Below are 11,167 nucleotides of genomic sequence, written 5' to 3' on the forward strand. Positions count from 1 at the left end.
CGGGTCTCCGCCGGTCGCGGGTGGAAAACCCTCAGGACCGGGCCCCGCGCGCCGATGGAACCTCACCGAGGGGGTTCGGAGCGTTGGGAGGAGATCGAAGCATGCGAGGAGGCCGGTGGGGGCGTGTACTGCCACGCACCACGTCGACCCGTGTCGCGGCTCTGCCGCCGGTGCCCGTCCTCGGCGTGCTCGCGGTGCTCAGCCTGGGATGGTTCGTCCTCAACCTCGTCCACCCGCTGCACCTGCCGGCCGTCGGCTGGGTGCCGGTGGTCCTCTGCGCGGCCCTCGGCGCGTCCGTCTGCGCCCGCGTGGCGCGGTCCGCGCACCTGACCGCGCCGGTGCGGTCGTTCTGGCGCTCCGTCACCGCGGCTGCGGTCCTCGTCCTGGCCGCGGTGCTCTCCAACGCGTACGACACGCTCTCCGGTTCCGGCGGGCTGGCGCAGCAGTCCGAAGCGCACACCATGGCGATCTACCTCGCCGGTGTGCTGGTCACCCTGTGGGCGCTGCTCCGGCTGCCCGTCGGGGAGCGCTCGCGCGGGGCGTGGCTGACCCTGGGGCTCGACACGGGCATCGTCGTCCTGGCCGCGGGGCTGTTCGGGTGGTCCTTCGCGGTGGACGGCTCGGCGGGGCTGGCCGAGGCCACGGGCTCCTACCTGCCGACGCTGATGACCGTCGTCCTGGGCTTCGTCGGCGTGCTCACCGCGGTCAAGCTGGCGCTGACCGGCGCCGGTCCGCTGGACCGGGGCTCCCTGTCGGTCCTGGGGCTGGGTCTCCTCGCGGGGGCCGCGGCCGGCGCGCTGCTGTCCCTGCTCCAGGCCGACCGGCCCGACCTCAGCTCCGCCCACGTCGCCGTCCCGCTCGCCTTCCTCTTCGTCGGCCTCGCGGCCGAGCGGCAGCTCCGGTCGACGGGCGGCCCCGCCCGCGCCCCGCGGCGGCGGCCGTTCAGCCTGCTGCCGTACGCCGCGATCGCGGCGACCGGTGGTCTGCTGCTGTTCTCGACCCGGACGGCGGAGAACGGGACCAGGGTGATCGTGGCCGGTGCGGTCGTCATCACCGCGTTCGTGGTGGGCCGCCAGATCCTGGCCTTCTACGACAACGCGAACCTGCTGGCCCGGCTCGACGCCAGCATGCTGGAGCTGAGCAGGCACGAGCGGCGGTCCCGGTCGCTGGTGCAGAACTCCTCCGACATCATCGCCGTCACCACCGCGGACGGGAACCTCTCCTACGTCAGTTCGAGCGTCGAGCGCATCCTCGGCACGCCGGTCACCGCCTGGGTCGGCCGTCCCGTGACGCGGGCCGCCCACCCGGACGACGTGCCGGTCCTGAGGGAAGTGTTCCACAGGCTCAGGCGGGAGCCCGGCGCCACCGTCACCTTCCAGGTGCGGATGCTCCACGCCGACGGCGACTGGCGCTGGCTGGAGATCGTCAGCACGGACCGGCTCGGCGACCCCACGATCAACGGGATCGTGAGCAACGCCCGGGACATCACCGAGACAAAGCTCTTCCAGGACCGGCTTGCCCACCAGGCCACCCACGACACGCTGACCCGGCTGGCCAACCGGGACCTGTTCGCCGAGCGGGCGGCGAGCGTCCTCGGCGAGACGGGGGGCGCCGGAGTGGCGCTGGTGCTGGTCGACCTCGACGACTTCAAGGCGGTCAACGACCGGCTCGGGCACGCGGTGGGCGACGCCCTGCTGGTGGCCGTCGCCGACCGGCTGCGCGGGTGCGTCCGGCAGGTCGACATGGTCGCCCGGCTGGGCGGTGACGAGTTCGCCGTCCTGCTGAGGGGCGTCTGCGCGACCGCCGCCGGTGAGATCGCCGAGCAGATCATCCAGGCGCTCCGGACGCCGGTCATCGCCGGCGGCCACGACCTGCTGGTGCAGGCCAGCATCGGCCTGGCCGACGGCGGCCCGGACACGGACGCCAACGAGCTGCTGCGCCGGGCCGACCTGGCCATGTACGCAGCCAAGGAGCAGGGCAAGAGCCGCTACGTCCGGTACGTCGAGGAGATGGACGCCCGGGCGGTCGAGCACGCCCGGCTCGGGGCCGAGCTGCGCCAGGCCCTGGCCGCCGGTGACCTGTTCCTGCTGTACCAGCCGGTGGTCACGCTGCCCCACGGCGAGATGTCCAGCCTGGAGGCGCTGGTGCGCTGGCGCCATCCGGAGCGTGGCCTGGTCTCGCCCGCGGAGTTCATCCCGGTCGCGGAGCGCAACGGGATGATCGTCGAGATCGGCGCCTGGGTGCTGCGGGAGGCCTGCCGCCAGATGGTGGAGTGGCGGAGCCGGTACGGCGACGCCGCCCCGTCGCGGATGGCCGTGAACGTCTCGGCCCGCCAGCTGCGGGATCCGGCGTTCGTGCGGACCGTGGCCGACGTGCTGCGCGAGACGGGCATGGACCCGGGCGACCTGCTGCTGGAGATCACCGAGACGGCCGTGTTCGACAGCGGGCCCGCGCTGGAGACGGTCAAGGCCGTCCGTGAGCTGGGGGTCGGCCTCGCCCTCGACGACTTCGGTACCGGCCACTCGTCACTGGGTCTGCTGCGCACCTGCCCGGTCGACGTGCTCAAGGTGGACAAGCTCTTCGTCGACGGGGTCACCGGCGCGGCGGAGCACTCGGCGATCGCCACCTCGCTGGCGCAGATCGCCCGCGCGCTGCGGCTGCAGGCCGTGGCGGAGGGCGTGGAGACCGAGGCGCAGGCCAAGCGGCTGTACCAGCTGGGCTACCGCCTGGCGCAGGGCTTCCTCTTCGCGCCGCCGCTGCCGGCCGGGGAGATCGAGCGGAGGCTGGCCGAGCGCGCCGGGGACGGCTCCGGCCTGTGCGACCCGCCCGCCCTGGCCAGCTGAGCCGGGACCGCCCCGGGCGGCCGGGCCGCTGCGGGGCGGTGCAGGCGGTGTGGGCGGTGTGGGCGGTGTGGGCGCCCCTGGCCATCGTGCCCCGGTGGCCAAAGGCGCCCGTCCCCCGACGCGAGCGTGGCTTCCCCCTTAGATAACCGCACCCGCACTCGTTGTATCTATCAGTAATCAACTGATCACATCAGGTGAACACGTGAAGAGACGGTACGGCGGGCTCCCGCCGTACCGTTCCTCCTCTCCCGGACAGCGGCGGACGGCCGCCCCGCAGTCCGGGGAACACCGGCGGTGAGGGGCAGGGCTCGCCGGGTAGGTGTGTGACCTGGGGGGATGGTGACCAGGGCAGCGGATCGGGTCGAGGACTCCCGGTGGTCGCAGGCGCTGCGGGCCGCCGGTCTGCTCGGTGCGTCCGAGTCGCCCGGGCCGCCCGGTGCGTCCGAGTCGACCGGGCCGCCCGGGCCGTCCGCGCTTGAGCGGCCGGCCCGGCTGGCGGCCCGGTTGCTGGGCACGCCCGCCGCCCTGGTGGTGCTCGCCGACGGCGACCGGCAGGTGTGCCTCGCCTCGGCCGGTCCGGTCGAACGGTGGACGCTGCGGGAGGACCGCCCGCTCCGGCCGCTGCTGCGGCAGGTCGTGGAGACCGGGACACCGCTGGTCGTGGGCGACGCGCGAGCCTGCGGCCGGCCGGATGCCCCGCCGTACGCGGCGGGAGCGGCGGTGCCGGCCTGTGCCGCCTTCCCGCTGCGCGCACCCGACGGCGAGGTGCTGGGAGCGCTGTGCGCGCTGGACGTACGGCCGCGCCGCTGGGATCCGCGCGCGCTGGAGCAGGTCGCGGAGGTGGCAGGCGCGGTGGAGTCGCAGCTGGCGACCCGGCTCTCCGAGGGCCGGGCACGGCTGGCGGCGGCGCGGCTGGACACGGTCCTGGAGCGGACACCCGACGCGTTCGTGACGATCGACGGGGCAGGGAGGGTGGCGGCGTGGAATCCGGCGGCCGAGCGGCTGTTCGGCCGGCCCGCGGCCGAGGCCGTCGGACGGCCGGTGGACCGGCTGATCATCCCGCAGCGGTCGAGGCGGGAATTCACCGAGGAACTGCGCCGGGTGCGGGAGAACGGAGGGCCGCCACCCGGATACGACGTCGAGCTGACCGCGGTCGACCGGACCGGCCGGGAGATCCCGGTGGAGATGACGCTGCAGGCCGGCGACGAGTGCGGCGAGCCGGTCCTCCACGCGTTCCTGCACGACATCGGCGACCGGCTGGTGGCCCGGCGGCAGCTGGAGAAGGAACGGACGTTCCTGTCGGCGCTGCTCGACAGCCTGGACATCGCCGTGGTGGCTTGCGACGGAGCGGGCCGGCTGATGTTCAACCAGATGATGCGCGAGACCCTCCGCTCCGCCGAGCAGCCGGACACCGTCGAGGAGTGGGCCGAGGTCTACCGCCTGTACGCGCCCGACGGCATGACCCCGCTCCGCCGGGAGGAGATGCCGCTGGTGCGGATCCTGGCCGGTGAGCGCCTCGACGACGAGCAGGTGGTGGTCCACCTGCCCGGGGCCGGTCCCCGCCGGCTCCTGGTCAACGGCCGGCCGATCGAGACCGCGGACGGGCGCCGGCTGGGCGCGGTGGCCGCGGCGCACGACATCACCGACCGCCACCGGGTCGAGCGGCTGCGCGCGGCCCAGCGCGCCGCGGCCAGGGCGCTGGCGGCGGCGGGCTCCAGCGGGGACGCCGCCCGCGAGGTGGTCACCGCGGTCGCGGACACGCTGGGCTGGGACTGCGGCGAATACTGGCAGGTCGACCCCGGGGAGGAGAGCATCTCCCGGCTGGGCTTGTGGACCCGGCCGGGCCGTGACCTGTCGGCGTTCACGCACGACCAGCCGGACGTCCTCCCGCCCGGTGAGGGGCTGGCCGGGATGGTGTGGGCCACCGGCCGGGCGGTGTGGATCCCGGACCTGGCCGCGGATCCGCGCGACTTCACCCGCAAACAGGCGGCTCTGCGGACCGGCCTGCGGGCGGCCATGGGGCTGCCGGTCCGCAGCGGCCGGCAGATCCTCGGCGTGCTGACCTTCTTCACCTGCGCCGTCCAGGAGGAGGAGCGCGACCTGGTGGACATGCTCGACGGCGTCCGCGCCCACGTCGGCCGTCACATGGAGCGCCGCCGGACCGAGGAGCTGGCTCTGGAGCTGTCCGCCAGCCGCCGGCACCTGGACCAGATCATCGCGCAGATCGACGACTACGTGTGGACCGTCGAGATCGCCTCCGACGGCACGGTGCGCCCGGTGTTCACCAGCCCCGACAGCACCGCCGTGTTCGGCGGTCCGATCCCGCCGGGCACCGACGGGCTCGCCCTCATGGCCGAGCGCATCCACCCCGACGACCTGCCGGCCTTCATCGCGTTCCACGAAGCGGTCGCCTCCGGAGGGCCGGCGCGGACCGAGTGCCGCGTCCTCGGCCTGGACGGCGTCACCCGCTGGGTGTGGATCCGGGCGCTGCCCCGCCGCGAGGGCGACCGGCTCTTCGTCGACGGCATCTCCACCGACGTCACCGAGCGCCACCGCATGGAGGAGGAGCGCGAGCGGCTGCTCGCCCGGGAACGGGAGCAGGTGCGCCGGCTGCGCGAGCTGGACCGGATGAAGGACGAGCTGGTGGCGCTGGTCAGCCACGAGCTGCGCGCCCCGATCGGCGCCATCCGGGCCTGCACCGAGATGCTCCTGGACGACCCCGGCCTGGACGAGGAGCACCGCATGTTCGCCGGAGTGATCGGGCGCCGGAGCACCCACCTGCAGCGGCTGGTCGACGACCTGCTCGACCTGGCCCGGCTGGACTCCGGCGGCATCGCCGTCGACCCCCGGCCGCTCTCGCTGACGCAGCTGGTGCGCCAGGCCGTCGACGACCATCGGGCCGCGGCCGAGGCCAAGCGCCTCACGGTCACCTCCGACACCGCCGAGGGCCTGACCGTGCGGGCCGACCCGGTACGGCTCCGCCAGGTGATGGACAACCTGCTCTCCAACGCGATCAAGTACACCCCCGACGGCGGTGCCGTGGAGGTCGTCGCGGGCAGGGACGGATCCTCCGGGGGCGGAGCCGCAGGAGGGGGCGGTGTCCCCGGCGTCCGGGACGAGCCTCCCGGCGTCAAGGGAGAGGATTCCGGCGGACCGGGCGCGGGAGCTGGACCGGGTACGGAGGCCGGGTCGGGCGCGGGAGCCGGACCGGGTACGGAGGCCGTGGTCAGCGTCGCCGACACCGGCATCGGCATCCCCCCGGAGCAGTATCCGCGGCTGTTCGGGCGGTTCTTCCGCGCCTCCACCGCGGTGAAGTCGGGGATCAAGGGGACCGGGCTGGGGCTGGCCATCACCAAGGCGATCGTCGAGGCGCACGACGGCACCATCACCGCCTCTCCGAGGGAGGGCGGCGGCACGGTCTTCACCGTGCGGCTGCCCGAGATCCGGTCCGGGTCCGCCGGGGACTGAGCGGGGTACGGGGCGGCCCGCGGGGGACCGGGCCGGGATCCCGAGGTCTCCCGGGACCGGCCGGTGGCCGGGGCGTCCCGGGACCGGCCGGTGGCCGGGCTCAGGCGTCCGGGCTCTCCGGCCGCCGGACGGAACGGAGCAGATCCCGGAGCTCGGCGTTCAGGCGCAGCGCCTCGTCCAGCCTGTCCTCCAGGATGATGATGCGGCAGGCGGCCTCCACCGGCGTGCCCTGGTCCACCAGTTCGCGGGCGCGCGCGGCCAGCCGGAGCTGGCGGCGGGAGAACCGGCGGTGACCACCGGCCGAACGCGACGGCTCGATCAGCTTGGCCGTACCGAGCCCGCGCAGGAACGCGGGGGTGACGCCGAGGATCTCCGCGGCCGTGCCCACGCTGTAGGCGGGATAGTCGTCATCGTCGAGGTTGTCCGCCAGAGCCTGGCCGCCCGATCCCATCTCGCCTTCCCGCGCGTGCCAGGGCCCCGGCGCCTGTCGCGTCGGGGCCCAAGAGTTCAACACCATTCCTCCGACTGTCGCGTCGGGTTCCTCATCCGCACGGACGCCTCGGACAGGCGTGGTGCGGGGGTCGCGTGGACGTGACCGGAAACCACCCCCTCCGTCCGGGACTGCGGTCCCGCGCGCCGGTCCCCGGCCCGCGGGTGGTCAATGGCGTCCAACTCTCCTTTCTCGTCCGATGTCCTGCGCTGTTCTCCTCGAGCGGCCACCGGCCGCCCGGTGCACCGGCCATGCGGCTCGCACGGCCGGCGGTGCGTTCCACAAGGGTCTCGGTATCCGCCTCGCAGGCGCTTCCTCCCCTGTGCTCAAGAAAAACGCTAATCACGCAGAATGAGAATGTCTACATCGGCCACTGTAGATTTTCTTTGATGCCCGCCGACTCGGGCAGCTCCCAGTCGACCTCGGCGCTGCCGCTGACCCGGAGCTTCCGGCGGGCGCGCTCGTAGAAGGTCGTGGTGCCGAGCCGGACGACGCGCGCCGCCGCTCGCACGGCCGTGACGGAGATCCGCTGCCCGGGCGAGAGGTGGCCGACGACCGATCCGTCCACCTCCACGGCCAGCCGCCCGCTCGTGGGCAGGACCTCCAGGGTGACCTCCTCGTCGGCCGAGAGCACGACGGCCCGGTTGAACACCGAGTGGGCCGCGGCGGGCACCACGAGGAAGCCTTCGACGGTCGGGGAGACGAGGGGGCCGCCCGCGGAGAAGCTGTAGGCGGTCGAACCGGTGGAGGTCGCCACGATGACGGCGTCGGAGGCGTAGCGGACGAAGGGGTGGCCCTCGACGGAGACCGCCACCTCGGACAGCCCGTGACCCGGGGTCCGGACCAGGGCGATGTCGTTGAAGGCGGTCACCTCCGGCGCCTCCGGCAGGACCGTCCGTACCGCCATGCGGGGCTCGACGGTGTGGCGCCGGTCGTCGATGGCCGAGAGCGCGGACGGCAGCTCGTCCACGTCGATCTCCGGCAGGAACCCCAGCCGCCCGAGGTTCACGCCGAGCACGGGGGTCGGCCTGCCCGCGAGCAACCGCATGGTGCGCAGCATCGTCCCGTCCCCGCCCAGGCTGACGAGCAGGTCGGCGCGGTCGACCAGCTCGGCGGCGTCGACGGCGACCGCGCTGCAGTCGATGCGCCCCACCTCCTCGGGCGAGCCGAGCACCGTGACGTTCCTGGCCCGTGCCCACTCGATGATCGTGTCGATGGCGGTCTTCGAGTCGCGTCGCGGGTGGAGGACGAGCCCCACCGTCTCAACCGTGCCCATGCTGCCACCGTACGACCGGCCCGGCGGCCGGACGAGGCCGGAACGGGTTTTCGCGCAGGCGTTCCCCCGCGGTTCCCCGCGGCCGGGCTCCCGGCGGGCGGCTCCGTGGCCGGAGGCTCCGTCGGTTCCGCGGTGCCGTACATGATCCTGGAACGCGGTGGAAGGGGGAGTGCGCCGGGCCCGCCCGCGGTGGCGAGGGAATGAAAGCCCGCCGGGGACGGCTGACCGTGACAGCAGAAGCGACCGAGGAGACCGCGATGAACGTCAGTGTCGAGTTCGTGCCCGAGAAGGGCTTCTACGAGGCCACGGTGGACGGCGAGCACGCGGGGCAGCTGGAGCTCGTCCGCAGGGACGGTGTGATCGTCTACACCCACACCGAGGTGGACCCCGCTTTCGAGGGCCGGGGGGTGGGCGGCGCGCTCGTCCGGGCGGCCCTGGACGCGGCCCGCGCCGAGGGGGCGAAGGTACGGCCCCGCTGCTCGTTCGTGAAGAACTGGATCGACCGCCACCCCACCTACGCGGAGCTGGTCGAGGGCGCGTAGCCTCCGGTCCGGTCGTCCCCCCGCCGGGTCCGGCGCCCGCCGGCCGCTCCGTGCCCCGCCGGGCCGTACGGCCGACACACTGGGGCCATGCTGCATCACATCGAGCTGTGGGTCCCCGACCTCGACCGGGCGGCCAGGTCGTGGGGGTGGCTCCTCACGGAGCTGGGCTACCGGCCCTTCCAGCGATGGGAGGACGGGCGGAGCTGGGAGCTGGACGGCGTCTACGTCGTGGTCGAGCGCTCACCTGCGCTGAGCGCGTCCGTCCACGACCGCCACCGGCCCGGCCTGAACCACCTGGCCTTCCGGGTGGCGGGGCGGGAGCGGGTGGACGCGCTCGTCGCGGCGGCGCCGGAGCACGGGTGGACCCTGATGTTCCCCGACCGGCATCCGCACGCGGGCGGGGAGGAGCACTACGCGGGCTATCTTGAGAACGAGGACGGCTACGAGGTGGAGCTCGTGGCGGATCGTGATCGACCGGGTGCCCGTCGTGCGGATTGGTGATGAAAATCACGCAGTGGGCGCAGATTCGCCGCTCTGAGATCATGCGCCTTCCCGGCAGGGAGCCGATCCCTTGCTAGGCTGCAAGGAACCGTTGGAACTGGGCGTTGTCTCACCCCGGCAGGTGAGACCGTCGAGAAGTGGGGTCACACCGTGAAGAAGCTGCTCGTTCTGGCGCTCGTCGCCCTTGGGGGGCTGCTGGTCTGGCGTAAGGTTCAGGCTGACCGCGCCGAGCTCGATCTGTGGACCGAGGCGACCGGCAGCGACAACTGACCGGAGCGGCTGCCGATCAAGGTGTGCCCACGGTCCTGAGCAAGGTTGGGGGAATGGCGCCCATCAAGCTTGCCTGTCTGGATCTGGCAGGCACCACGATCGGTGATGTCGCCATGGTCGAACGGGCGTTCGCCGAGGCGATCGCCACGCAGGGCATCGTTCCCGGGACCGGCGCGTATGCACGTGCCATGGTGCATGTGCACCGGTCTCGGGGCTGCTCCAAGATCGACGTGTTCCGGGGTATCTTCCCCGACAACGAGGCTCAGGCGCAGGCGGCCAATCTGACCTTCGAGCGGTCCTACGAGGGGGCGATCGAGCGTTCGGGGCTCGAGCCCGTCCCCGGGACCGTGGAGGTGCTGGACAAGCTCCGGGGGGCCGGAGTGAAGATCTGCCTCATCACCGGCTTCAGCCGCTCGACCCTGGACCGCGTGCTGGCCGCCCTCAGCTGGTCCGACAAGATCGACCTGGCCCTGTGCCCGGAAGAGGCCGGCCGCGGCCGCCCGATGCCGGACCTGGTGCTCAGCGCGGTGCTGCGCCTCGGCATCGAGGACGTCCGCCAGGTGGCCGTCGCCGGCGACTCGGAGAGCGACATGCTCTGCGGCCGCCGCGCGGGCGCGTCGGTGGTGGCCGGTGTCCTGACCGGGAGCCACAGCAGGGAGCGGCTCCTCAACGGCGGTGCCACCCACATCCTGGACTCCATCGCCGACTTCCCCGGCCTCGTGCTCGGCACCGACGCGCCGGAGCCCTTCGCCTCCGCCTCCTCGGCCCGCTGACGGCTTCCGGACCGCTCCTTCCGGACCGCTCCGCAACGGGCCTCCCGGCGGGGCCGCACGCCGTACCGGCGGTGTCCGGACCGATCACCGCTCGTCTGCCGCGATCGGCATCCGCGCCGACGGGAGCGTTATATGCTGTCCTAGCGGTGTGCCATGAACACGGATTTGCCGTCCACGGCGTCTTCCGAGGCCATGCCACCGCGAAGGGGCCTTAGCTCAGTTGGCAGAGCGCCTGCTTTGCAAGCAGGATGTCAGGAGTTCGAATCTCCTAGGCTCCACCCCAGCTCAAAGGCCACCCCCCATGATCGGGAAGTGGCCTTTTCGATCTCGTACAGCAGCAAAATACAGCTACGGCTACGACTGAGCGCTTACAGCCGCCCAGACCGACCGCACTCTCAGTTCTACGCGTCCGACTCGGGCGGCAGAGAGTCGACGAAGGCTTCAGCTTCAGACGGATCCATGTCTCCCATGCTTCGCGCGAGGAATACGGCCTCTTTCCGGCGGTCGGCCGCGATCAGGCGACGAGCCCTCGTGGCAAGGTCACCCTCCCAGGGCATCGGAAAGTCCGGCAGGACGTGACCGGCGCGCAGAGTCTTCGCGACCTCCTCTGCTTCATCCTGGGAGACCTGGCTTTCCTTTCTGATCAACTCAACGGCATCCATGAACTTGCCTGCCTCGATTAGGTCATGTGCCCGGACCTGCACTCCGATAGGAGTGACGAGACCCAGGTCGATGTGGACGCGCACCACGTTGCGCCTTCTCCTGAAGTCACGGACTCCCAATCCGATGATCGCTCCGAGGAGAAGGAAGAGGGCGAGCCGCACCGGATCCACATCAAACATGCGGCAACCGTAGCGAGAGCACCCGACAAACCCAGTTTGTTGACACCTGATCTCATACGAAAGGCCGCTTCTGTCGGAGAAGCGGCCTTTTGTGCTGTGAAGCCAACTGAACCGATCCGGGTTTCGTGGAGGCCCTGAAGCCAGCATCATCTGCTGGCGGAA

The 11,167-nt window shown here is 72.4% G+C and carries 9 protein-coding genes and 1 tRNA gene; 7 read left to right on the plus strand and 3 right to left on the minus strand.

Annotated elements, in window-relative coordinates; translation table 11 throughout:
• Positions 1-101 precede the first annotated feature (101 nt).
• Together ABD823_RS29180 and ABD823_RS29185 are read left to right on the plus strand one after the other, a co-directional pair.
• The gene (locus ABD823_RS29180; RefSeq protein ID WP_344865191.1) at positions 102-2,843 is read left to right on the plus strand and encodes a putative bifunctional diguanylate cyclase/phosphodiesterase; all 2,742 of its coding nucleotides are present in this window, start codon (positions 102-104) and stop codon (positions 2,841-2,843) included.
• A 336-nt stretch (positions 2,844-3,179) separates the two neighbouring features.
• On the plus strand, positions 3,180-6,311 hold the full coding sequence (locus ABD823_RS29185; RefSeq protein ID WP_344865193.1) for an ATP-binding protein: 3,132 nt from the start codon (positions 3,180-3,182) through the stop codon (positions 6,309-6,311).
• A gap of 100 nt (positions 6,312-6,411) precedes the next feature.
• Here ABD823_RS29185 and ABD823_RS29190 read toward each other — a convergent pair whose 3' ends face one another.
• Together ABD823_RS29190 and ABD823_RS29195 are read right to left on the minus strand one after the other, a co-directional pair.
• Entirely contained in the window at positions 6,412-6,762 is a 351-nt protein-coding gene (locus ABD823_RS29190; RefSeq protein WP_344865195.1) for a MerR family transcriptional regulator, read from the minus strand.
• Between the two features lie 400 nt (positions 6,763-7,162).
• Positions 7,163-8,077 (minus strand): NAD(+)/NADH kinase, encoded by a 915-nt coding sequence (locus ABD823_RS29195; RefSeq protein ID WP_344865197.1) that lies wholly within the window; start codon positions 8,075-8,077, stop codon positions 7,163-7,165.
• Between the two features lie 257 nt (positions 8,078-8,334).
• Between ABD823_RS29195 and ABD823_RS29200 the strand changes: the two genes are divergently transcribed.
• The 5 genes from ABD823_RS29200 (at position 8,335) to ABD823_RS29220 (ending at position 10,441) form a co-directional block, all read left to right on the plus strand.
• Positions 8,335-8,619, plus strand: a complete 285-nt coding sequence (locus ABD823_RS29200) for a GNAT family N-acetyltransferase (RefSeq protein ID WP_344865199.1) — start codon at positions 8,335-8,337, stop codon at positions 8,617-8,619.
• An 87-nt stretch (positions 8,620-8,706) separates the two neighbouring features.
• Complete coding sequence (locus ABD823_RS29205; protein WP_344865201.1) at positions 8,707-9,120, plus strand: VOC family protein; 414 nt, start codon at positions 8,707-8,709, stop codon at positions 9,118-9,120.
• A 150-nt stretch (positions 9,121-9,270) separates the two neighbouring features.
• Complete coding sequence (locus tag ABD823_RS29210) at positions 9,271-9,390, plus strand: DLW-39 family protein (RefSeq protein ID WP_218061633.1); 120 nt, start codon at positions 9,271-9,273, stop codon at positions 9,388-9,390.
• Positions 9,391-9,443: 53 nt separating this feature from the next.
• On the plus strand, positions 9,444-10,163 hold the full coding sequence (locus ABD823_RS29215; protein ID WP_344865204.1) for an HAD family hydrolase: 720 nt from the start codon (positions 9,444-9,446) through the stop codon (positions 10,161-10,163).
• Positions 10,164-10,368: 205 nt separating this feature from the next.
• Positions 10,369-10,441, plus strand: a tRNA-Ala gene (locus ABD823_RS29220).
• 123 nt (positions 10,442-10,564) lie between these two features.
• On the opposite strand, the gene ABD823_RS29225 is transcribed toward ABD823_RS29220, so the two are convergent.
• Positions 10,565-11,005 (minus strand): hypothetical protein, encoded by a 441-nt coding sequence (locus ABD823_RS29225; RefSeq protein WP_344865206.1) that lies wholly within the window; start codon positions 11,003-11,005, stop codon positions 10,565-10,567.
• Between the last annotated feature and the right edge of the window lie 162 nt (positions 11,006-11,167).

Origin of the sequence: Planomonospora alba (assembly GCF_039534085.1) — a bacterium.
Taxonomy (GTDB): domain Bacteria; phylum Actinomycetota; class Actinomycetes; order Streptosporangiales; family Streptosporangiaceae; genus Planomonospora_B; species Planomonospora_B alba.

Excerpts from the sequence above, each read along its gene's own strand:
- ABD823_RS29200 (WP_344865199.1), top strand. The coding sequence starts at position 8,335 with ATGAACGTCAGTGTCGAGTTCGTGCCCGAGAAGGGCTTCTACGAGGCC.
- ABD823_RS29180 (WP_344865191.1), top strand. The coding sequence starts at position 102 with ATGCGAGGAGGCCGGTGGGGGCGTGTACTGCCACGCACCACGTCGACC.
- ABD823_RS29225 (WP_344865206.1), bottom strand. The coding sequence starts at position 11,005 with ATGTTTGATGTGGATCCGGTGCGGCTCGCCCTCTTCCTTCTCCTCGGA.
- ABD823_RS29215 (WP_344865204.1), top strand. The coding sequence starts at position 9,444 with ATGGCGCCCATCAAGCTTGCCTGTCTGGATCTGGCAGGCACCACGATC.
- ABD823_RS29195 (WP_344865197.1), bottom strand. The coding sequence starts at position 8,077 with ATGGGCACGGTTGAGACGGTGGGGCTCGTCCTCCACCCGCGACGCGAC.
- ABD823_RS29205 (WP_344865201.1), top strand. The coding sequence starts at position 8,707 with ATGCTGCATCACATCGAGCTGTGGGTCCCCGACCTCGACCGGGCGGCC.
- ABD823_RS29185 (WP_344865193.1), top strand. The coding sequence starts at position 3,180 with ATGGTGACCAGGGCAGCGGATCGGGTCGAGGACTCCCGGTGGTCGCAG.
- ABD823_RS29190 (WP_344865195.1), bottom strand. The coding sequence starts at position 6,762 with ATGGGATCGGGCGGCCAGGCTCTGGCGGACAACCTCGACGATGACGAC.